The organism is Streptomyces sp. NPDC017936, assembly GCF_044328485.1.
Taxonomy (GTDB): Bacteria; Actinomycetota; Actinomycetes; order Streptomycetales; family Streptomycetaceae; genus Streptomyces.
In genome coordinates this window covers 281,948-302,862 of record NZ_JBIRHK010000005.1, presented here as the reverse complement: position 1 = coordinate 302,862, position 20,915 = coordinate 281,948, and the positions used below count along the sequence as shown (strand labels likewise).

The 20,915-nt window shown below is 72.9% G+C and carries 20 protein-coding genes and 1 tRNA gene; 11 read left to right on the top strand and 10 right to left on the bottom strand.

The window, feature by feature from the left end; genetic code table 11:
* The first annotated feature begins 5 nt into the window (after nt 1-5).
* Nucleotides 6-1,043 (top strand): 2,3-diaminopropionate biosynthesis protein SbnB, encoded by a 1,038-nt coding sequence (sbnB, locus tag ACH4F6_RS13145; RefSeq protein ID WP_397960184.1) that lies wholly within the window; start codon nt 6-8, stop codon nt 1,041-1,043.
* 119 nt (nt 1,044-1,162) lie between these two features.
* Here sbnB and ACH4F6_RS13140 read toward each other — a convergent pair.
* From ACH4F6_RS13140 to galU, 7 genes are all read right to left on the bottom strand, one after another.
* Nucleotides 1,163-1,236, bottom strand: a tRNA-Ala gene (locus tag ACH4F6_RS13140).
* An 85-nt stretch (nt 1,237-1,321) separates the two neighbouring features.
* A complete protein-coding gene (gene glpR, locus ACH4F6_RS13135; RefSeq protein ID WP_397960183.1) occupies nt 1,322-2,596 on the bottom strand; it encodes a gephyrin-like molybdotransferase receptor GlpR in 1,275 nt (424 codons plus the stop codon).
* Between the two features lie 172 nt (nt 2,597-2,768).
* The gene (locus ACH4F6_RS13130) at nt 2,769-3,458 is read right to left on the bottom strand and encodes a GNAT family N-acetyltransferase (protein ID WP_397960347.1); all 690 of its coding nucleotides are present in this window, start codon (nt 3,456-3,458) and stop codon (nt 2,769-2,771) included.
* Nucleotides 3,455-3,979, bottom strand: coding sequence for a molybdenum cofactor biosynthesis protein B (locus ACH4F6_RS13125; RefSeq protein ID WP_397960182.1), 525 nt, complete (start codon nt 3,977-3,979; stop codon nt 3,455-3,457). Before ACH4F6_RS13125 ends, ACH4F6_RS13130 begins: the two co-directional genes overlap by 4 nt.
* Nucleotides 3,976-4,455: a cyclic pyranopterin monophosphate synthase MoaC gene (moaC, locus tag ACH4F6_RS13120; protein WP_397960181.1), complete on the bottom strand. Its 480-nt coding sequence runs from the start codon at nt 4,453-4,455 to the stop codon at nt 3,976-3,978. Before moaC ends, ACH4F6_RS13125 begins: the two co-directional genes overlap by 4 nt.
* A 63-nt stretch (nt 4,456-4,518) precedes the next feature.
* Nucleotides 4,519-5,844: a gephyrin-like molybdotransferase Glp gene (gene glp / locus ACH4F6_RS13115; protein ID WP_397960180.1), complete on the bottom strand. Its 1,326-nt coding sequence runs from the start codon at nt 5,842-5,844 to the stop codon at nt 4,519-4,521.
* A complete protein-coding gene (galU, locus tag ACH4F6_RS13110) occupies nt 5,841-6,752 on the bottom strand; it encodes a UTP--glucose-1-phosphate uridylyltransferase GalU (RefSeq protein WP_397960179.1) in 912 nt (303 codons plus the stop codon). The genes glp and galU overlap by 4 nt, the downstream gene beginning before the upstream one ends.
* Before the next feature lie 133 nt (nt 6,753-6,885).
* On the opposite strand from galU, the gene ACH4F6_RS13105 reads away from it, so the two are divergent.
* A complete protein-coding gene (locus ACH4F6_RS13105) occupies nt 6,886-7,461 on the top strand; it encodes a 5-formyltetrahydrofolate cyclo-ligase (protein WP_397960178.1) in 576 nt (191 codons plus the stop codon).
* Between the two features lie 74 nt (nt 7,462-7,535).
* Here the strand turns inward: ACH4F6_RS13105 and ACH4F6_RS13100 are convergent, their stop codons facing one another.
* Entirely contained in the window at nt 7,536-10,364 is a 2,829-nt protein-coding gene (locus ACH4F6_RS13100) for a penicillin acylase family protein (RefSeq protein ID WP_397960177.1), read from the bottom strand.
* A gap of 226 nt (nt 10,365-10,590) precedes the next feature.
* Between ACH4F6_RS13100 and ACH4F6_RS13095 the strand changes: the two genes are divergently transcribed.
* The 6 genes from ACH4F6_RS13095 to mscL all read left to right on the top strand — a co-directional run bounded on the left by ACH4F6_RS13095 (nt 10,591) and on the right by mscL (nt 16,547).
* The gene (locus tag ACH4F6_RS13095) at nt 10,591-12,132 is read left to right on the top strand and encodes a potassium/proton antiporter (RefSeq protein ID WP_397960176.1); all 1,542 of its coding nucleotides are present in this window, start codon (nt 10,591-10,593) and stop codon (nt 12,130-12,132) included.
* Between the two features lie 282 nt (nt 12,133-12,414).
* Nucleotides 12,415-13,707 carry an MFS transporter gene (locus ACH4F6_RS13090; RefSeq protein ID WP_397960175.1) on the top strand — a complete coding sequence of 431 codons (1,293 nt, stop codon included), beginning with the start codon at nt 12,415-12,417 and terminating at the stop codon, nt 13,705-13,707.
* 67 nt (nt 13,708-13,774) lie between these two features.
* Nucleotides 13,775-14,089 (top strand): FmdB family zinc ribbon protein, encoded by a 315-nt coding sequence (locus ACH4F6_RS13085; protein ID WP_397960173.1) that lies wholly within the window; start codon nt 13,775-13,777, stop codon nt 14,087-14,089.
* Nucleotides 14,090-14,222: 133 nt separating this feature from the next.
* A complete protein-coding gene (locus tag ACH4F6_RS13080; protein WP_397960172.1) occupies nt 14,223-15,056 on the top strand; it encodes an S-methyl-5'-thioadenosine phosphorylase in 834 nt (277 codons plus the stop codon).
* A 381-nt stretch (nt 15,057-15,437) separates the two neighbouring features.
* Nucleotides 15,438-15,935 (top strand): RcpC/CpaB family pilus assembly protein, encoded by a 498-nt coding sequence (locus ACH4F6_RS13075; protein WP_397960171.1) that lies wholly within the window; start codon nt 15,438-15,440, stop codon nt 15,933-15,935.
* A 138-nt stretch (nt 15,936-16,073) separates the two neighbouring features.
* Nucleotides 16,074-16,547, top strand: coding sequence for a large conductance mechanosensitive channel protein MscL (gene mscL / locus ACH4F6_RS13070; protein ID WP_397960170.1), 474 nt, complete (start codon nt 16,074-16,076; stop codon nt 16,545-16,547).
* Nucleotide 16,548: 1 nt separating this feature from the next.
* Here the strand turns inward: mscL and ACH4F6_RS13065 are convergent, their stop codons facing one another.
* Complete coding sequence (locus tag ACH4F6_RS13065) at nt 16,549-16,749, bottom strand: hypothetical protein (RefSeq protein WP_397960169.1); 201 nt, start codon at nt 16,747-16,749, stop codon at nt 16,549-16,551.
* Nucleotides 16,750-17,005: 256 nt separating this feature from the next.
* On the opposite strand from ACH4F6_RS13065, the gene ACH4F6_RS13060 reads away from it, so the two are divergent.
* The 3 genes from ACH4F6_RS13060 (at nt 17,006) to ACH4F6_RS13050 (ending at nt 20,377) form a co-directional block, all read left to right on the top strand.
* A complete protein-coding gene (locus tag ACH4F6_RS13060) occupies nt 17,006-18,031 on the top strand; it encodes a P1 family peptidase (RefSeq protein ID WP_397960168.1) in 1,026 nt (341 codons plus the stop codon).
* A gap of 159 nt (nt 18,032-18,190) precedes the next feature.
* Nucleotides 18,191-19,417, top strand: coding sequence for an Ig-like domain-containing protein (locus tag ACH4F6_RS13055; RefSeq protein ID WP_397960167.1), 1,227 nt, complete (start codon nt 18,191-18,193; stop codon nt 19,415-19,417).
* Between the two features lie 213 nt (nt 19,418-19,630).
* Nucleotides 19,631-20,377 carry a DUF6227 family protein gene (locus ACH4F6_RS13050; RefSeq protein WP_397960165.1) on the top strand — a complete coding sequence of 249 codons (747 nt, stop codon included), beginning with the start codon at nt 19,631-19,633 and terminating at the stop codon, nt 20,375-20,377.
* Nucleotides 20,378-20,422: 45 nt separating this feature from the next.
* Here the strand turns inward: ACH4F6_RS13050 and ACH4F6_RS13045 are convergent, their stop codons facing one another.
* Nucleotides 20,423-20,707: a hypothetical protein gene (locus ACH4F6_RS13045; protein WP_397960164.1), complete on the bottom strand. Its 285-nt coding sequence runs from the start codon at nt 20,705-20,707 to the stop codon at nt 20,423-20,425.
* Nucleotides 20,708-20,915 lie beyond the last annotated feature (208 nt).

The following is a 20,915-nucleotide window of genomic DNA, read 5'->3' as shown; positions in this document are numbered from 1 at the left end:
ACCCCGTGTTCGAGTTCAGCGTGGTCGGCGGCACCACGGCCCGCGCCGTCATCGACCGCACCCGCCCCGAGATCGTGCGCGAGGTCCGCTCCACCTACCTGGCCCACGACGACGGCGACTCGGTCAACCCCGACAGCTACTTCCTGCGCTTCCCCGACAAGCCCGACGCCCGCATCATCGCGCTCCCCGCCTACCTCGGCGGCGAGCACGACGTCGCCGGCATCAAGTGGATCGGCTCGTTCCCCCAGAACATCACCGAGGGCATCCCCCGGGCCAGCGCGGCCCTGCTGCTCAACGACTACGCCACCGGCTACCCGTTCGCCCTGCTGGAGGCCTCCCAGATCAGCGCCGCCCGTACGGCCGCCTCGGCGGTGCTGGCCGCCGAGCAGCTGTCCGGCTCCGCCCACCGCACCGCCGGCCACCTGTCGGTGATCGGCGGCGGCATCATCGCCCGCAACATCCTGGAGTTCTTCGCCGCGCAGGGCTGGAAGTTCGGCGGCATCACCGTCCACGACCAGGTCCCCGAGTACGCCGAGGCCCTCGCCGCCCACGCGAGCGACCGCCTGGGCTACCGCGCGTCGACCACCGCGAGCCTCGAAGTCGCCCTGCTCAAGGCCGACATCGTGGTCTTCGCGACGACGGCGGCGGAGCCGTACGTGCTGGACGCGGGCGCCTTCGCCCCCGGCCAGCTGGTGTTGAACATCTCCCTGCGCGACATCGGCCCGGAGCTGGTCAACGACGCGTACAACATCCTGGACGACGTCGACCACTGCCTGAAGGCCAACACCTCGCCCCACCTCGCGGAACAGAAGTACGGCCACCGCGACTTCATCACCGGCACCCTCGCCCAGCACATCCGCGGCCAGGTGGCCACCGGCGCCGACAAGCCGGTGATCTTCTCCCCGTTCGGTCTGGGCGTCCTCGACCTCGCGGTCGGCCTGCACGTCTACCGCGAGGCCCGCGCGGCCGGCGAAGCCGTCCCGATCGACGGCTTCTTCGGCGAGACGACCCGCTGGCCGAGCCGCCCGCCCCAGCACGGCTGACCCCCGTCACCGCGGAAGGGAGCCCCCGCCGGTCCCCGGCCGGGGCTCCCTTCCGTTGTCCGTCACACGACATGGCAAGGGGCCCGTCCCTAATATCAGGAACGGGCCCCTATGCTGCGTGGACCTGAGGGGATTTGAACCCCTGGCCCCCTCGATGCGAACGAGGTGCGCTACCGGACTGCGCCACAGGCCCTTGCAACGAGTGAAACTCTAGCACCCCCATCGGGCTGCTTGGAAATCCGTTCCCCGCCCGGCCGGCCGCGCCGTCGCGGGGCCGGTCACTCGTTGGCGGCCCGCGGCCGCTCGCCGTCCTCGTACTGGTCGAACAGCGGCGTACGGCCCCGCTCCCGCGACCGCCGGGCGGACGCGGCGCGCCGCGCGTCGCTGCGCTCGTCGTCGGCCTCGGCCCTGGCCGGCTCCCCCGGCCCCCCGGCCGTCCCGGCGGCGCCGGCCGTCGCGTCGGGCAAAGCGGCGTCCCGGTCGCGCGCCTGGTCCGCCGCCTCCTGCTCGGGCGCGACGGAGCTCGAGCGGGCCGAGCTCCAGGCGTCCGGGGCGCCGAGGTCCACGTCGGCGGTGGCGCGCGGCGCGACCGGGGCGGTCACATACGTCGGCAGCGGCACCGGCACCGGGTCCCAGCTGTCGCCGTGGCCCGGCCGCCGCTGCCGCTCGCGCTGCTGGTCGACCCACTCCGCGTGGTCGGTCTGCTCGACGAGCGCCCTGCGGTCCGCGGCGAGCGCCAGCAGTCCCGGGTCGGTCTCCGGCTCGGCTCCCGCGTGCGGCTCCTCCGCGCCGGGCTCCAGGCCGCCGTCGGCCGGACCGGAGGCGGAGGCCCGCCGGCGCGGCTGGCGCTCGCGCAGCCGCTGCGCGGCGGCCTCGGCCTGTCTGCGGTCCATCTGGTAGGCGAAGCGGCGGCGCTCCTGGGAGCGCAGGTAGGCGATGTACGCGCTGAGCAGGACGGCGGGCACGCCGGGCGCCCACAGGAACGCGAGCCCTCCGACGGCGGCGACGATCGCGCCCAGGGTGAAGGCGAGGAAGAGCATCACCGTGGTGCGCCGGCGGCGCGCGAGCACCTTGGTGCGCCGGGCCCGTGCCGCGGCCGCCTGCGCGGCGGCCGCGGCGGCCGCGGCGGGGGGTGCCGCGGCGGAGGGCGTGCTCCGCGCCTCGGGCACACGGGCGTGCGCCGGCGCGGCCGCCGGTTCGTGCGCGGGCTGGGGCGCGGGATCGCGCGCCGCCTCCGGGTGCTCCTGCTCCGGGACCGCGGACCTGGCCTGCGGACGGGTCGGGGGCACGGCGAAGGCCCGGACGTCCACCGACTCGGTGACCGCGTCCGGAGCGCCGGCGCCGGGCTCCCCCTCCTCGGTGGAGCGCGCCCGCAGGTCCTTGGCGTACCGGCGCTCCATGCCCGCCCGTCCGGACAGCAACCGGATGGCGGTGCTGAAGCGCTCCGTCGGACGGGCCTCGTTCAGCTCGTCCTGCCTACGGAGCCACATCGGCACCAAGTAGGCGGCCCAGGCCCCGACAATGACTGCGTAGATGAGGCCGCTGCTGCTCACATCTCACACCGTAGAGGGGTTTGCCGGAGGCCATCCGCCAATTGGGCCGGTGTGTCGCACGATCTGGCTGATATTTCGAACTTTTTTTGCGACCGATGCGATCGGCTGACCACCGGAGCCGCGAATTCAGTGCCTCGGGATGACCGTCACGCGATCATTTTCGAACATATATTCAATTTCCCGGGCCGGCGTGATTCCCCCGGGTGTTCTGCGGGTCGCTCAGGGTGCTCCCCGGACCGCCCGGCACGCCGCGGCGCCTGGTGCGCCGCCAGCGGGTCAGCAGTCCCTCGGGCACTTCCTCCGCCGTGAGCGCGAAGACGAGGTGGTCGCGCCAGGCCCCGTCGATGTGGAGATAACGCGGCCGCAGCCCCTCCTCGCGGAATCCGAGTTTCTCCACGACCCGGCGGCTGGGCCCGTTCTCGGGCCGAATGCAGACCTCGACGCGGTGCAGTCCGACGGTCCGGAAACAGTGGTCCACGGCGAGCGCCACGGCCGTCGGCATCACCCCGCGCCCGGCCACCGCCTCGTCGACCCAGTAGCCGACGTGCCCCGAGCACATGGATCCCCAGGTGATCCCGGCGACCGTCAGCTGCCCCACGAGCCGGCCCTGGTACTCGATGACGAACGGCAGCATCCGCCCGGCGTTCGCCTCGGACCGCAGGTGCCGGACCATCTGCCGGTAGGTCGGCCGGTGCGCGATCGGCCCGCTGGGCGCGGGCGGCGGAATGGTCGCCTCCCAGGGGCGCAGCCAGTCCCGGTTGCGCCGGTTGACCTCACGCCACGCCCGCTGGTCGCGCAGCTTTATCGGCCGCAGGACGACCTCGCCCTCCGCGAGTTCGACGGGCCAGGATGCGCCGTTCAGCTCGCACCTCCCGTACCGGCGGCGGGTCTGGGGTGGTCCCCGCCCCGGAGCTGGTCCACGGCGTGCCGCAGCAGGGGCCGGAGGACCGCGAGGCCGTCCTTCACTCCGCCGGTGGAGCCCGGCAGGTTGACGATCAGCGTCCGGCCCGCGACCCCCGCGAGCCCCCGGGACAGCACGGCCGTGGGCACCTTCTCCCGGCCGTACGCGCGGATGGCCTCGGCGATGCCGGGCACCTCGTGGTCGATCACGCGACGGGTCGCCTCGGGGGTGCGGTCGGTGGGCGAGACGCCCGTGCCGCCGGTGGTGACGATCACGTCGTAGCCGGCCTCGGCGCCCGCCCGCAGCGCCGCCTCCACCGGGTCGCCGTCCGGCACCACCTGCGGCCCGTCGACGGCGAACCCGAGGCCTCTGAGCCCCTCGGCGACCAGCGGGCCGCCCTTGTCCTCGTAGACGCCGACCGCGGCCCGGTTGGAGGCCGTCACGACGAGCGCCCGGTACCCGGCGTCCGCGTCCGCCGTCACGTCCGGCTCCAGTCGCCCGACTTGCCGCCCGTCTTCTCCTCCACGCGCACGTCCGTGATGACCGCTCCCTTGTCGACCGCCTTCACCATGTCGATCACGGTGAGCGCGGCGACGGAGACCGCGGTGAGCGCCTCCATCTCGACGCCCGTGCGGTCCGTCGTCCTCACCGTGGCGGTGATCTCCACGGCGTCGTCCGCGACCGACAGGTCCAGTTTCACACCGGAGACCGACAGGGGGTGACAGAGCGGGATCAGGTCCGGGGTGCGTTTGGCGCCCATGATCCCCGCGATCCGCGCGGTGGCCAGCGCGTCCCCCTTGGGGACGCCCTCGCCGCGCAGCAGCTCGACCACGCGGGGCGAGACGAGGACGCGTCCGCTGGCGCGCGCGGTGCGCGCGGTGACGTCCTTGTCGGATACGTCGACCATGCGGGCGGCGCCCGCGTCGTCGATGTGCGTCAGTCGGTCCTGCGTACTCATGGTCGTGCGGCGCTCCCGGTCCGGGCCTGTTGTGCGCGACACGGTACCCCCAACCGGGAGTGCTCAGCCGAGGAGGACCACCTCGACCTCGGCGCCCGGCTCGACGGACTCCACGTCCTCGGGGAGGACGATCAGCGCGTCGGCGTGCGCGAGGGCGGCGATCAGGTGGGAGCCGGCGCCGCCGACCGGGCGCACGGCGCCGTCGGCGTACGTCCCGCGCAGGAACTGCCGGCGTCCCTTCGGCGAGGTCAGCGCCTTGTCGGCGGTGAGCGTCGCGCGCGTGGTGGGCCGGTGGACGTCCTCGAGGCCCATCAGGGTGCGGATCGCGGGGCGCACGAACAGCTCGAAGGAGACGTACGACGACACGGGGTTGCCGGGCAGGGCCAGCAGGGGAATGTGGTCGGGGCCGATGGAGCCGAAGCCCTGCGGCTTTCCGGGCTGCATGGCGAGCTTGCGGAACTCGACGCCGCTGCCCGCCTCGTCCTCGTCCCCGACGTGCGCCAGCGCCTCCTTGACGACGTCGTACGCGCCGACGCTGACGCCGCCGGTGGTGACGACGAGGTCGGCGCGCACGAGCTGGTCCTCGATGGTGGAGCGGAGGGTGTCGGCGTCGTCGGCGACCGCGCCGACCCGGTAGGCGATGGCGCCGGCGTCCCGGGCGGCCGCGGTGAGGGCGAAGCTGTTGGAGTCGTAGATCTGGCCGCTGCCCAGGTCCTCGCCGGGCTGGACGAGTTCGCTGCCGGTGGACAGGACGACCACGCGCGGGCGCGGGCGGACGCGTACCGTGCCGCGGCCGATCGCGGCGAGCAGGGCGATCTGCGGCGGGCCCAGGACCGTCCCCGCCTCCAGGGCGCGGTCCCCGGCCTTCACGTCGCTGCCCTTCGCGCGTACGTGCGCGCGTGCCCCGGCGGGCCGGTGCACGCGCACGTGGCCCGTGGCCTGCTCCGGGGCGAGGCTGCGGGCGCGCATCCCGTCGACCGGGCCCTCCCCGAGACCCCCGTCGGTCCACTCCACGGGGACGACGGTCTCGGCGCCGGCCGGCAGCGGGGCGCCGGTCATGATCCGGGCGGCCTGCCCGGGCCCCACCTGGAGCAGGTCGGCGGCCTGCCCGGCCGCGACGTCCCCGACGACCTCGAGGACCGCCGGGAACTCCTCGCTCGCGCCCGCGACGTCGGTGACCCGCACCGCGTACCCGTCCATCGAGCTGTTGTCGAACGGCGGCAGCGAGACGGCCGCCGTGACGTCCTCGACGAGCACGCAGCCCTGGGCGTCGGGCAGTTGCAGCTCGATGGGTTCCAGGGGGCGGACGGTGGCGAGGATGTCCTCCAGGTGCTCGTCCACCGACCACAGGTGGTCCTGGCCGACGGGGCGGGGCGCGGCGGTGCTCAACGTTGCTGCATCTCCTCGGTGACGTAACGGCGGAGCCAGGTCCGGAAGTCCGGACCCAGATCCTCACGTTCGCACGCGAGTCTGACAATGGCACGCAGATAGTCGCCGCGGTCGCCGGTGTCGTAGCGGCGGCCCTTGAAGACGACGCCGTGCACCGGTCCGCCGACCTTCTCGTCCTGGGCGAGCTGCTGGAGGGCGTCGGTGAGCTGGATCTCGCCGCCGCGGCCCGGTTCGGTCCGGCGCAGGACGTCGAAGACGCCCGGATCGAGGACGTAGCGGCCGATGATCGCGTAGGACGAGGGGGCGTCCGCCGGGTCCGGCTTCTCGACCAGGCCGGTGACCTTGACGACGTCGCTGTCCAGGGTGGCCTCCACGGCCGCGCAGCCGTAGAGGTGGATCTGCTCGGGGGCGACCTCCATGAGCGCCACGACACTGCCGCCGTACAGCTCCTGGACCTCGATCATCCGCCGCAGCAGCGGGTCGCGGGGGTCGATCAGGTCGTCGCCGAGGAGGACGGCGAACGGCTCCTGCCCGATGTGCGGGGCCGCGCACAGGACGGCGTGGCCGAGGCCCTTGGGGTCGCCCTGTCGCACGTAGTGCATGGTGGCGAGGTCGCTGGGCTGCTGCACCTTGGCGAGCCGCTGGGCGTCGCCCTTCTTCTCCAACGCCGACTCGAGCTCGTAGTTGCGGTCGAAGTGGTCCTCGAGGGGGCGCTTGTTGCGGCCCGTGATCATGAGGACGTCGTCGAGCCCCGCGGAGGCGGCCTCTTCGACCACGTACTGGATCGCCGGCTTGTCCACGACCGGCAGCATCTCCTTGGGAGTGGCCTTGGTCGCCGGCAGGAACCGGGTGCCGAGTCCGGCCGCGGGGATGACAGCCTTGCTGATCCTGGGGTGCGACTGCGTCATGGCGGAAACCTTATCCGGTGGGTTTGTGAGGAATCTGTAGCTCCGGTTAATTCGTGATCATATGAACCCATTGGAACAGTACGGGGAGCGACACGTGGACCATCTCCGAGGCGGAGCAGAGCCTGACAAACATATGTTGCGGCGGGAGCTCCTGACGGTGAGAAACACATTGACGACGGATGACGTGCGCGACGCGGCCGAAAGCCTCGCGGAGCACGCCCTGGAACTGCCGGAGTTGGCCCACGCGAGGACGGTCGCGGCGTACGTCTCGGTGGGCAACGAGCCCGGGACGCTCGCACTGCTGGACGCGCTGCTCGCGCGGGGCGTGCGCGTCCTGCTCCCCGCGCTGCTGCCCGACAACGACCTCGACTGGGGCGCCTACGCCGGCGAGGGCTCCCTCGCGCGCGTCCAGCACGGCGGGAAGATGGCCCTCTTCGAGCCCGCCGGCGAGCGTCTCGGCCCCGCGGCCGTGACGGAGGCCGACGTGGTGCTGCTGCCGGGCCTCGCGGTCGACGCGCGCGGCATGCGCCTGGGGCGCGGCGGCGGTTCCTACGACCGGGTGCTGGCGCGGCTGGAACGCGCCGGGGCCCGTCCCGCGCTGGTGGTGCTCCTGTACGACGCCGAGGTGGTCGGGCACGTCCCGGCCGAGGCGCACGACCGGCCGGTGCACGCGGTGGTGACGCCGTCGGGGGTGCGCCGCTTCACCTGACCCCGCCCGGCCGCGACGCGGAAGGGGCCCCGCACGCGCGCGTGCGGGGCCCCTTCCGGTCGATCGTCCGTGACTCAGGGCTTGAGCACCAGGGTGTCGCCGGTGCTCCGGTCGACCGCCTCGGCCGAGAAGGACCAGTCGAGCAGCTCGCCGTCGGCCCACTTGCCCGTCTGGTCGGTGTAGTGGGCGCTGAAGGCGTGTCCCGAGGCGCCGGTGAGGTTGATCCACTTCGACTTGTCGAGGTCGTCGAGGTTGACCACCATCCGCATGGACGGCACCCACACGACCTCGTAGCCGCCGGCGGCGTTCCAGCCGGTCGCGTTCACCGCCGCCTCGCCGCCGCCGAGCTTCCACGGGCCGCGGTTGAGGATGTACTGGAGGAAGCCGGGGCCGCTGGTGCCCAGGGTCTGGTTCTTCAGGAACAGGCGGTGCAGCCGGCCCCAGCTCCAGGTGTCGATGTCCTTGCCGAGCTTGGCGGTCAGCTCCCAGCGGGCGTCGATCATGGCGCGCTCGAACAGCTTGTTCATGTCGTGGTCGGCGCCGAGGCGGCCGCTGGCCGACTTGGGCGTCGTCCACCAGTCGCTGTCCGGCTTCTCCATGAGGTTGCGCACGACCTCGAACCAGCGGTCGCCGCCGTCCGGCTGCGCCTGGGCGGCGTCGCGCCGGCCGCACTCGCGGACCTTGCCCGTCTCGTCGACCGGCCCGGTGCTGTTGACCGGGTCGACCCACAGGCACTGGCCCTCGACCCGCAGCTCCTTGGGCAGCTTGTTGCCGAAGGCCAGCTTCAGGATGTTGCGCCAGACCGCGTTGAAGTAGGCGGCCGCGGCCGAGTCGGCGTCCTGGGTGCGGTCCCAGCCCTGGAGCAGTTCCTGCGCCTCGCGGACGTTCGGGTCGTCCAGGTTGATCTTCAGCAGCGTCGGCACCAGCTCGTTGGCGATCTCGCTGGTGTTGTCCATCTGCATCTGGCGCATGTCGTCGGTGGAGATCTTGCCGCCGCCCTTGATCTTCTGCTTGATCAGGTCGGTGATGCGCTGACTGCGGGTGCCGTAGCCCCAGTCCGTGGTGAGCGTGTAGGGGTACTCGTCCGGGTCGATCACGGCCTGGTTGGCCGTGACGATGTAGCCGCGCTCCGGGTCGTACTCGTAGGGCAGCTCGTCGAAGTCGATGTAGCCGGTCCACCGGGCGCTGGACTTCCAGCCCGGCGCCGGGACGGAGCCGTCGAGGCCCTTCGCGCGCGTGGGGATCTTCCCGGGCAGCTGGTAGCCGATGTGGTTCTTGGTGTCCGCGTAGACCAGGTTCTGCGAGGGCACGTCGAACTTCTCGGCCGCGGCGCGGAAGTCGTCCCAGTCGGCCGCCCTGTCCATCGCGAAGACGGCGTCCATGGTGGTGCCCGGCTCCAGCGCGGTCCACTTCAGCGCGACGGCGTAACCGTCGCCGCGGTCGGGGGCCGAGGTGACGGTGGCCTTCTTGCCGACCTGCACGAGTTCGTCGTCGCGGTCGGACAGCAGGGGCATCCCGTCCTCGGTCTGCCGGACCACGATCTTCTTGGACGTGCCGCCGGCGACCTCGATGGTCTCCTCGCGCGTGGTGAAGGGCTTGACCTTGTTGTCGTACTCGTAGCCGTCGCCGGAGAGCTTCTCCAGGTAGAGGTCGGTGACGTCGACGCCGGAGTTGGTCATGCCCCAGGCGATGTCCTTGTTGTGGCCGATTATGACTCCGGGCAGGCCGGCGAAGGTGTAGCCCGCCACGTCGTACTGGCACTTGGCGGACACCGTGCGGCAGTGCAGGCCCATCTGGTACCAGACGGACGGCAGCGAGGCCGACAGGTGCGGGTCGTTGGCCAGCAGCGGCTTGCCGCTGATCGTGTGCTTCCCGGCGACGACCCAGGAGTTGGAGCCGATGCCGTTGCCGTTCACGCCGACGGCCGTGGGCAGGTCGTCCAGGGCGTCGTAGAGGCCCGAGAGCTGGCTCTGCAGGGCCGACCCCTCCTCCCCCGTGGACGTGCCCGAACCGTCCGTGGAACCGTCCGAGGAGGACTCGCCGGAGTCGCCGGAGGTGCCCGAGCCGTCCGTGGAGCCGTCCGAGGAGGACGCGTCGGAGTCGCCCGAGCCGCCGCTCTGCTCGAACGCCTCGCTCAGCTCGTCGTACTGGCCGTCCTGGACGATCGCCTGGTTGCGGTCGTACGGGTACTGCGGGTAGAGCTCGGCGATCTGCTGCGGGCCGAGGCGGCTGGTCAGCAGGGCGCGGTCGATCTCGTCCTGCATGTTGCCGCGCAGGTCCCAGGCCATCGCCTTCAGCCAGGAGACCGAGTCGACGGGGGTCCACTGCGCGGGCTCGTAGTCGTTGGTGAACCCGAGGGCGGCGTACTCCAGGGAGATCTCCTCGGCGCCCTTGCCCGCGAGGTAGGCGTTGACACCCTTGGCGTACGCCTGGAGGTACTTCTTGGTGGAGTCCGACAGCTCGGTCTCGTACTCCTCCTCGGCGACCCGGTCCCAGCCGAGGGTGCGCAGGAACTCGTCGTTGTCGATCTGGCTCTTGCCGAACATCTCCGACAGGCGCCCGGAGGTCATGTGCCGGCGCACGTCCATCTCGTAGAACCGGTCCTGCGCCTGGACGTAGCCCTGCGCCATGAACAGGTCCTCGTCCGTGGAGGCGTAGATCTGCGGGATGCCGTAGCCGTCCCGCTTCACGTCGACCGGGCCGGACAGGCCCTGGAGCGTGAGGGAGCCCTTGGTCTGCGGGAAGGAGGCGCGCACGGTACTGATGGACCAGTAGGCGCCGAAGGCGATGCCACCGATGACGGCCAGCACCAGGACGAGCACGAGGAGTCGGGCTTTTCGTCCCTTCTTCCTGCCGGACTTGCCGGGCTTGTCACCCGTTGTGGCGGTGGTGTTGGGGGGCATCGCTGTCCTTGCTGTCCTAACGAGAGCGGCAGGTCGGGCTGTGACTGTGAATGAACGCTGGAGCAACCATAGGCGCAGGGCTCCACGGCACTTGACGCGGAGTGGGCTACGGGCGCGCATGAGCGTTCGATCTCGGCCCGCCGAGCGTCAAGAAATCGTCAAGAGTTAGGTAAGGTAACGAAGTAGTTGGGGCCCCGACGCCCCGCTTCGTGTCCGATGTACGTGTGTGCCCGCGCGCGGGACGTGCGCGCCAGGAAAGGGAACGCCGCTGACTGTCCACCACCTCAACCAGCTCCTGCTCGTCTGCTCGCTCGTCCTGCTCGTCGCCGTCGCAGCGGTCCGGATCTCCTCGCGCAGCGGGCTCCCCAGCCTCCTCGTCTACCTGGGCATCGGTGTCCTCATGGGCCAGGACGGCATCGGCGACATCCACTTCGACAACGCCGAACTGACCCAGGTCATCGGATACGCGGCCCTGGTCGTGATCCTGGCCGAGGGCGGTCTCGGCACGAAGTGGAAGGAGATCAAACCGGTGCTCCCGGCCGCCACCGTGCTGGCGCTGGCCGGGGTCGCGGTGAGCGTCGGGGTCACGGCGGCGGGCGCGCACTACCTGACGGGGCTGGAGTGGCGGCAGGCGCTCATCATCGGAGCGGTGGTGTCCTCCACGGACGCGGCGGCGGTCTTCTCCGTCCTGCGCCGCATCCCCCTGCCCGCGCGCGTGACGGGCGCGCTGGAGGCCGAGTCCGGCTTCAACGACGCCCCGGTGGTCATCCTGGTCGTCGCCTTCTCCACGGCCGGACCCGTCGAGCACTGGTACGTGCTGGTCGGCGAGATACTGCTGGAGCTCGCCATCGGCGCCGCGATCGGCCTCGCGGTGGGCTGGCTGGGCTCCTGGGGACTGCGGCACGTCGCCCTGCCCGCCTCCGGCCTCTACCCGATCGCCGTCATGGCCATCGCCGTCGTCGCGTACGCGGCGGGCTCCCTGGCGCACGGCAGCGGCTTCCTGGGCGTGTACCTGGCCTCGATGGTGATGGGCAACGCCAAGCTGCCGCACTGGCCCGCCACCCGCGGTTTCGCCGAGGGCCTGGGCTGGATCGCCCAGATCGGCATGTTCGTCATGCTGGGCCTGCTGGTCACCCCGCACGAGCTGGGCGACGACGTGTGGCCCGCGCTCGTCATCGGCCTGGTGCTGACGATGGTGGCGCGTCCGCTCGGCGTCGTGCTCTGCCTGACGCCGTTCCGGATGCCGTGGCCGGAGCAGGCGCTGCTGTCCTGGGCCGGGCTGCGCGGCGCCGTGCCCATCATCCTGGCGACGATCCCCATGGTGGAGGGCGTCGAGGCCAGCCGCCGCATCTTCAACATCGTCTTCGTCCTGGTCGTCGTCTACACCCTCATCCAGGGGCCGACGCTCCCCTGGGTCGCCCGCAAGCTGCGCCTGGGCGACGACGCCGAGGCCGCCGACCTCGGCATCGAGTCGGCGCCGCTGGAGCGGCTGCGCGGCCACCTGCTGTCCGTCGAGATCCCCGAGGGGTCGAGGATGCACGGCGTGGAGGTCAACGAGCTGCGCCTGCCCGCGGGGGCCGCCGTCACGCTCGTCGTGCGCGGGGGCACCTCGTTCGTGCCGCTGCCCGCGACCGTGCTGCGGCGCGGCGACGAGCTCCTCGTCGTCGCCACCGACCCCGTCCGCGACGCGGCCGAACGCCGTCTGCGCGCCGTGGGACGCGGCGGCAAGCTGGCCGGCTGGCTGGGCACGGGCGGCGACGCGCGTTAAGTGCGTGTTTCGTACCGTTCACACCCCCTTCATTCGGAGGCGATCACCGCCCGTGGTGCCCGTTTTCACAGGCGCCACGGACGGTGATCCCTGTACGATGAAGGCGCACGTTGATCGAACCAACTCTGCCTGACGCAGGGCTGGCGCGACCGTATGGCGGCCGCGACGCCCCCCGCAGTGGGCGCCGGCATCTACCGCAGTCCGCGCAAGAGGACAGCCCTCGGCGCCCCCGCACGACGCACCGAAGGGGCCGCGCTACCAGGCGGCAGAAAGGCACGGGCCGTGGCGTCCACGGTCACCACCGAGCCGTCGAAGGACTCGTCGGCATCCTCCCGCCCGGGATACGGGCAGCTGCTGCGCACCCGAGGGGCATGGACGTTCCTGCTGCCCGGTTTCGCGGCACGTCAGCCGTTCGCGATGCTCACCCTCTCCATCGTGCTGCTCGTGCAGCACACCACCGGCTCGTACGGCGCGGCGGGCGCCGCCGCGGCCGTCACCGGCGTCTCGATGGCCCTGTGCGCCCCCTACAGCGGGCGCCTCGCCGACCGCTACGGACAGCGCGCGGTGCTGATCCCCGGCGTGCTGCTGCACGCCGTGTCGGGCCTGGCCCTGACGGCGCTCGCCCTCGCCCACGCCCCGCTGTGGGCGCTGTTCGCGGCGGCCGTGCCGACGGGCGCCTCGGTCCCGCAGGTCGGGCCCATGGTGCGGGCCCGCTGGGGCGTGAAGCTGAAGGGCTCGCCCCTGATGACCACCGCGGCGGCCTTCGAGTCCGTCACCGACGAGCTCACCTTCGTCGTCGGCCCGCTGCTGGCGACCGCCCTGTGCACCACCGTGAACCCGGCCGCCGGCCTGGTGACCGAGGCCTCGCTGACCCTGCTCGGCGGTCTGCTCTTCGCAGCACGGAAGGGCAGCCAGCCCCCGGTCGCCGCCGACCGGCACGCGCGCGTGGCGCACTCCTCGGCCCTGCGCGTCCCCGGCGTGCGCGTGCTGATCGTGACCTTCCTGGGCATCGGCTCCGTCTTCGGCGGCATGCAGGTGTCGCTGGCGGCGTTCACCGAGTCCATCGGCGAGCCCGGCCTGAACGGCGTCCTGTACGGCGTCTTCGCCGCCGGCAACATGCTCTCCGGCCTGGTCTGCGGCGCCGTCGCCTGGAAGGCGGCCCCACGGCACCGCCTGGTCGTCGGGTACGCCGCGCTGGCGCTGGCGGCCTCCGGCCTGTGGGCCGCGCACTCGGTGCTCGTGCTGGGCGGCCTCGGCCTGCTGGTCGGCATGTGCATCGCGCCCGCGCTGATCACCGGTTACACGCTGGTGGAGGACCTGGTCCCGGCCGGGGCGCGCACCGAGGCGTTCACCTGGCTGACCGGTGCGGTGGCCCTCGGCCAGGCGGCCGCCGTCACCGTCGCCGGACAGCTGGAGGACCGGCTCCAAAGCGGCGCCGGATTCCTGGTGCCGATGGCCGGCACCGTGCTGGCCCTGGCCGTCCTGGTGGCCCTGCGCTCCCGGCTGGTGGCCCACCCCGGGGGCCGTACCGTCGCACGTGGCGTCGGTCACCGCGTGCCGGTGACAGTGGACTGACGCCCAGGAATACGTCAGTATGGATCGTCGTTAGCACTCATTGAGTGAGAGTGCCAGGAGGAAGACAGTGCCGACCTACCAGTACCAGTGCACCGAGTGCGGCGAGGGCCTCGAGGCGGTGCAGAAGTTCACCGACGACGCCCTGACCGAGTGCCCCAGCTGCAACGGCCGCCTCAAGAAGGTGTTCTCCGCGGTCGGCATCGTCTTCAAGGGCTCCGGCTTCTACCGCAACGACAGCCGCGGCTCCTCGTCGAGCAGCTCGCCGGCGTCGTCCAAGTCGTCGTCCTCGACGTCGTCGTCCTCCTCGGACACGTCGTCCTCCTCCTCGTCGTCCTCGGACACGAAGTCGTCGAGCTCCGCCGGCAGCACCTCCGCCGCGTAGGACCGCTCCACCGGGACCCGGCCGTCGTTCGACGGCCGGGTCCTCGGCGTTCTCCGTCGCCCGCAGCGGGAGCGTCCGTCGTGTTCGGCGAAGCCGGGACAAGGCGTGTTCGATTCCGGCTAGTGTGCTGGTCATGGCGAACGCAGAGATCGGCGTAATCGGCGGCTCGGGCTTCTACTCGTTCCTCGACGACGTGACCGAGATCCAGGTGGACACCCCGTACGGATCGCCCAGCGACTCCCTCTTCCTCGGCGAGATCGCCGGCCGGCGGGTCGCCTTCCTGCCCCGGCACGGACGCGGCCACCATCTGCCGCCGCACCGCATCAACTACCGGGCCAACCTGTGGGCCCTGCGGTCGGTCGGCGCCCGCCAGATCCTCGGCCCCTGCGCGGTGGGCGGCCTGCGCCCGGAGTTCGGGCCCGGCACGCTGCTCGTGCCCGATCAGCTGGTCGACCGCACGAAGTCGCGCGTGGGGACGTACTTCGACGGGCTGCCGCTGCCCGACGGCTCGGTGCCCAACGTGGTGCACGTGTCGCTGGCCGACCCCTACTGCCCCGCCGGACGCTCGGCGGCGCTGAAGGCGGCGCGCGGCCGGGACTGGGAGCCCGTGGACGGCGGGACGCTCGTCGTGATCGAGGGCCCGCGGTTCTCCACCCGTGCGGAATCGGTGTGGCACCAGGCGCAGGGCTGGTCGGTGGTCGGCATGACCGGCCACCCCGAGGCGGCGCTCGCCCGCGAGCTGGAGCTCTGCTACACGTCGCTGACCCTGGTCACCGACCTGGACGCGGGCGCCGAGACCGGCGAGGGCGTCTCCCACGACGAGGTGCTGCAGGTGTTCGCGGCCAACGTCGACCGGCTGCGCGGCGTCCTGTTCGACGCGGTGGCCGCACTGCCGGCGAACGACGACCGCGACTGCCTGTGCACGAGCGCGCTGGGCGGGCTGAACCCGGGGTTCGAGCTGCCGTAGGCGGGGTGGGGGAGGCCCGAGACGGGGCGGGGCTGAGGCCGGGAGGCACGGGGAGAGGCGGGAGGCACGGGGAGAGGCGGGAGGCACGGCGGAGCCTCTCGTTCGGGTGAGGCAGTTGTCCACAACCTCGTGATGGTCCACCGGGCCCGGCGGGCGGCGGCGCGAAGGCGCATCGTGGCTCCCCAGGCCGATCCCTCGTCGCAGGTGGTGAACCGCATGTCGCCGTCCCCCGTGTCCCCTCCCTCCCCGCTGTCCCCTCTCTCCCCGACGTCCCCGCTGTCCCCTCCGTCCGCTCGGTCTTCCTCTTCCCTCCTCCCGTCTCCGCCGCGCCCGCCCGGCGCGGACGTCCCCGCCCCGTGCGAGGTGCCGCAGTTCGCTCCCGTGCGGGTCCGTGGCGGGCGCCACCCGCTGCGGCGGCTCCCGCTCAGCCGGCGGCGGGCCCTGGCGTTCGGTCTCGCCGTCACCGCCGCCACCCTCGTGGCGGCGGTCCCGGGCGACGCGGACGACCAGGCGCGCGGGCATCCCGTCGGGGACACGCCCGCCCGTGCGCGCGCCTCGAGCGACGGTCCCGTACGACGCCGGCCCGCCGCCGAGACCGTCCGGGCGCCGGTCCGGATCGCCGACGCGGCCACCGTGCGGCTGCTGCGGCCCGGTGACCGGGTCGACGTCATCGCCGCCGAGCAGACGGCGGCGGGCGGCGAGGCCCGGGTGGTCGCGCGCGGGGCGCTCGTGACGAAGGTGCCGCGACCGCTGGACGGGACGGCCCACGCGGACGGTCCGGACGGCGGCGCGCTGGTCGTGCTGTCGGTGCCCCGCTCGACCGCGGCGCGCCTGGCCGGCGCGAGCGCGACGGCCCGGCTGGCGGTGACGCTGTGGTGACTTCCAGCGTCCGTGGCCCGCGCGAACCGGTACCGATCCCCTCGTTCACACCCCCGCACTGGACATGTTCGCCTCACCCTGCCGTAGGTTGCGGAGCTGTTCGTTCCCCAACCTGTGCAGACGAGGAGTGTCCCCTAGGTGAGCGGCAACAAGAAGGAACCCAACATCTGGCAGGGCTTCAAGTCCTTCCTGATGCGCGGGAACGTCGTCGACCTGGCCGTGGCGGTGGTGATCGGCGCGGCCTTCACGAACATCGTCAACTCGGTGGTGAAGGGAATCATCAACCCCCTGGTCGGGGCCTTCGGCACCCAGAACCTGGACAGCTACAGCTCCTGCCTCAAGGGTCCCTGCACCGGCACGGGCGACAGCGCGACGGGCGTGCGGATCCTGTGGGGCTCCGTCCTCGGCGCCACGCTCACCTTCCTGATCACCGCGGCGGTGGTCTACTTCCTGATGGTGCTGCCCATGGCGAAGTACCTGGCGCGGCTGGAGGCGCGCCGGAAGGCGCGGGAGGGCACGCACGAGGTCATCGAGGTGACCGAGCTGGAGGTGCTCAAGGAGATCCGCGACGCCCTGGTCGCCCAGCGGGCCCCGGGACGCGACCAGCCGTAGGTCACAGGTGGTGGGGCGGCTTCTCGTCGAGGAAGCGCCTGAGGTCGGCCGCGCTGTCGCCGCCGGCCGCCGGCCGCTCGCCCCACCCGCGGTCCGTGTCGTCCGAGGACTGCTGGTCCAGCGGGTCGTCGAAGATCAGCGCGGCTTTCGGCTCGCGCGGGTCGCGCGCTTCACGCGGCTCGGGGGCGGAGGGGGTGCTCATGCCCCCCAGGGTACGGCCCCGGAGGTGACGGGGACGGGGCCCGAGCAGGCGGTCCCCGCGGCCGGCCCGGTCCCGGCGCCGGCAGCGGCGGGAGCTGCGGCTGCGGCTGCGGCTGCGGCTGCGGCAGGGGCGACCGGAACGACGCTGACGGCGCGCGGCACCGTGCGCGGAGGCGCACGGAAGGCCGCGCCGCCGGCTTCGAACGCCTCGGTGTGACGCCACGGCCCCCGCGGCACGCTGGGCGAGACTGGCTCCCATGACAGTCGACGCTCTGACGGACGTCGCCGGTGTGCGGGTGGGCCACGCCACGCGCACCGGCGACGGTTGGCTCACCGGCACCACGGTCGTCCTCGCTCCGGAGGGCGGGGCGGTCGCCGCGGTGGACGTGCGCGGCGGCGGCCCCGGCACGAAGGAGACCGACGCCCTCGACCCGCGCAACGTGGTGCAGCGGGTCGACGCGATCGTGCTGACCGGCGGCAGCGCGTACGGGCTCGACGCGGCGTCCGGGGTGATGGCCTGGCTGGAGGAGCGGGGGCGCGGGGTGCCCGTCGGTCCGGACCCGGCGCACGTCGTGCCGGTGGTGCCCGCCGCCTGTGTCTTCGACCTGGGCCGCGGCGGCGACTTCCGGGCCCGCCCGGACGCGGCCACCGGCCGGGCCGCGGTCGAGGCGGCCGCGGCGAGCGCACCGGGCACGCGCGTGCCCCAGGGGTGCGTGGGCGCCGGCACGGGCGCGGCGGTCGGCGCGATGAAGGGCGGGGTCGGCACGGCGAGCGTGGTGCTCGACGCGGGGATCACGGTGGCCGCGCTGGTCGTGGCCAACGCGGTGGGGTCGGTGCTGGAACCCGGGACGGGCGCGCTGTACGGGGAGCTGCTGCAGGGGCGGGTGGAGCATCCGAGCGCGCCGCTGCACGACGCCGCGCGCCGGCGCCTCGCGCAGTGCGCGGCGAGGAACGCGCCCGCGCCGCTCAACACGACGCTGGCGGTGGTCGCCACCGACGCGGACCTCACGAAGGCCCAGGCGCAGAAGCTGGCGGGCACGGCGCACGACGGCATCGCCCGCGCCGTGCGGCCGGTGCACCTGCTCCACGACGGGGACACGGTGTTCGCCCTGGCGACCGGCGCCCGTCCGCTCGCCCCCGACCCGCTCGCTCTGAACGACGTCCTCGCCGCGGGCGCGGACATGGTGACCCGCGCGATCGTCCGCGCGGTGCGCGCCGCGCGGACCGTGGAGACCGCGGGCGGGACGTGGCCGTCGTACGGGGAGCTGTACGGGCGGGCGTAGCGGGGGTGGCGGGGGTGGGACCTCGGGCGGTGCGGGATTGTCCCGGTTCTGTCACGTGGTGGCGTCCAGGGCGCACGGGGGGAACCTCCCCGGGCGCGGCGTCCTCTTCCCTCACGTACGGGAACGGATCGCGCACATGACATGAAGATGGAGCAGCCCGTGACAACGCCGGACATAGCAGCGCGGCGCGTACTGGGGGCCTGTGCCGCCCTGGTGGTCGGCGCCCTGACCCTGACCGCCTGCGGCGGCAGCGCCGACGCCGGGAACGAGGGCAAGGGCGACAAGGGCGGAAAGGGCGCCGGGACGACGTCGGCCGCGGAGATCGTCATCTCGGCCGAGGACGGGTCGACGGGCGCGTCGATCAACACGACCGGCGTGAAGGTGAGCGACGGCACGCTCACCGAGGTGAGGATGACGGTCGCGGGGACCGGGGAGGCCGTGGCGGGGGCGCTGTCGGCCGACGGCCGCAGCTGGAAGCCGAAGGAGCAGCTGGAGCGGGGGACGAAGTACGAGATAGCGGCGACCGCGAAGGACGCGGACGGCCGGACGTCCGCCGCCAACTCCATCTTCACCACCGTCAGTTCGGCGGGCAGCTTCATCGGCACGTACACGCCGGACAACGGCACGACGGTCGGCGTCGGGATGCCGGTGTCGTTCACCTTCGACAAGGCGATCACCGACCGCGAGGCCGTGCAGTCGCACATCACGGTCACCTCCAGCAGCGGTCAGCAGGTGGTCGGGCACTGGTTCGGGTCGCAGCGGCTCGACTTCCGGCCCAAGGAGTACTGGAAGGCCGGCTCCGAGGTCACGATGAAGATCGACCTGGACGGCGTGCAGGGCGCGAACGGCGTCCGCGGCGTGCAGAAGAAGACGGTGACGTTCACCGTCGGGCGCTCGCAGGTGTCCACGGTCGACGTCGACACGCAGACCATGACGGTGGTGCGGGACGGCAGGACGCTGAGGACGGTGCCGATCTCGTCGGGCAGCGCGCAGCACACCACGTACAACGGGCAGATGGTGATCTCGGAGAAGTTCACCCAGACCCGCATGAACAGCCGGACGGTCGGCCTGGGCGGGGAGTACGACATCCGGGACGTGCCGCACGCGATGCGGCTGACGACGTCCGGGACGTTCATCCACGGCAACTACTGGTACAACCGCGGCAATCCGCCGTTCGGGCGCGAGGGCACGAGCCACGGCTGCGTCGGGCTGGCGGACGTGCGGGGCGCGCAGGGCGACACCTCCGCCAAGTGGTTCTACGACAACTCGCTCATCGGCGACGTGGTGATCGTCAAGAACTCCCCCGACAAGACGGTGACCCCGGACAACGGGCTCAACGGGTGGAACATGGCGTGGAGCGAGTGGACCGCCGGCGGCGCCGGCTGACGGCGCGCCCGCCCCGGGCGCCAGGAGGTCCCCGCTTCGGCGGAACAAGCCTGTGACCGGCGCTTTCCGACAGTCCATCGGGCCGTGCGGGAACATCTCGCGCGGCCCGGTCGTTTTCCCGGCGTACGTTTTCTCGGTTCCCGGACATGATGTCCGACCGAGGGGCTACGGTATGCACCCACAAGGTGACATGCAGCGACGCCGGGAGAGACCTTGAGCGTTCCGTACGAGACGGCAGCGCACGGACCAGCCGAGTCGCCCGAGACTCCGGAGGAGCACCTCGCGCGGCTCCTCGGCCGCGCCCTGAACTCGTTCGAGCTGCCCGACGAGTGTCTGCGGCAGCTCGACTGCGCGCTCGCGCACGACAGCTCACTGCACTCCGCGCACCACAGCGCGGGACTGCACCGCGAGACGTACCGGCACACCTGGCTGCTGGCCGACGGCTCCGCGCTCACCCTGTGGGAGCTCGTCCACAACCCCGAGCCCGGCAGCGAGCCGCAGCACGAGGTGTACGTCGACGAGGAGGAGCTGCGGGCCGCCACGGCCCGGCTGCCGCTGCCGCCGGAGGGGCCCGACTTCGAGCTGCCGGTGCTGGTGCAGCTGTCGCCGGTCCCCGCGCCGCGGCACGTGTACGTGCCGGACGACTCGGCGGACCACGCGCGCCGGCTGCTGCGCCGCGCGGAGAACCCCGACCGGCCCGGCGCCGACACGGCCACGCTGCTGCGGACGGCGTTCGCGCACCAGATCACCCAGGCCTTCGGGCGCCCGTGCCGCGCGGGCCGCGCCGGGCTGGGCTTCGCCCTCTACGAGCACGCGTTCCTGCTCCGCGACGGCCGGGAGATCTCCCTGTGGGAGGTCGAGCACACGGCGACGCCGGACGGGCGGCACATGTGCGAGGTGTATCCGTCGGAGGCGGCGGCCCGGGAGGCGATGGAGCGGCGCGCGGCCCAGGTCTCCTGACGGCGGGTCACGGGGTCGGCGCCGCGCGGTCCCGCAGGCGGGCGCTCAGCGTCCGCCGTCGAGGCGGCGGGCGAGCCGCTCGAAGGCGTCCCGCTCCGCCGGGGTGAGGTCCACGGCCTCCAGGGACGGACCGATCCGGCGCCGGCCCGGGACGGCGGGAAGGACGTCCTGCGAGGTCCGGTAGGAGCCCGGGCCCGCCGCGGGACGCCGCACGGCCGCGGCGCGACGGCCGCGGCGCAGGACGTGGCGCAGGCCGGTCAGCAGGGCAGCGCAGACCAGGGCGAGCAGGGTCACGGCGGCCAGCCGGGAGATCGAGAGGTCCTCAGGCATGCGCACAGTAGACCTCACGGCCCGGGACTTCGGCCCCGTACCGTGACGCATCTCGCATGCGGCCCAAGTGCAGTGAAGCGCCGCCAAACGGACGAGCGGCCGGTCGCAGCCCCGTCCCGCGGGGCCGCGACCGGCCGGGCCGGGGGCACGGGCCCCGGGCCCGGCACCCGTCCGGGTGCCGGGCCCGTGCCGGAGGACCCCGTCGGCT

Excerpts from the sequence above, each read along its gene's own strand:
- ACH4F6_RS13065 (WP_397960169.1), bottom strand. The coding sequence starts at position 16,749 with ATGAGCACCCCCTCCGCCCCCGAGCCGCGTGAAGCGCGCGACCCGCGC.
- ACH4F6_RS13105 (WP_397960178.1), top strand. The coding sequence starts at position 6,886 with ATGTTGCGGCGGGAGCTCCTGACGGTGAGAAACACATTGACGACGGAT.
- ACH4F6_RS13045 (WP_397960164.1), bottom strand. The coding sequence starts at position 20,707 with ATGCCTGAGGACCTCTCGATCTCCCGGCTGGCCGCCGTGACCCTGCTC.
- galU (WP_397960179.1), bottom strand. The coding sequence starts at position 6,752 with ATGACGCAGTCGCACCCCAGGATCAGCAAGGCTGTCATCCCCGCGGCC.
- moaC (WP_397960181.1), bottom strand. The coding sequence starts at position 4,455 with ATGAGTACGCAGGACCGACTGACGCACATCGACGACGCGGGCGCCGCC.
- ACH4F6_RS13100 (WP_397960177.1), bottom strand. The coding sequence starts at position 10,364 with ATGCCCCCCAACACCACCGCCACAACGGGTGACAAGCCCGGCAAGTCC.
- ACH4F6_RS13080 (WP_397960172.1), top strand. The coding sequence starts at position 14,223 with ATGGCGAACGCAGAGATCGGCGTAATCGGCGGCTCGGGCTTCTACTCG.
- ACH4F6_RS13060 (WP_397960168.1), top strand. The coding sequence starts at position 17,006 with ATGACAGTCGACGCTCTGACGGACGTCGCCGGTGTGCGGGTGGGCCAC.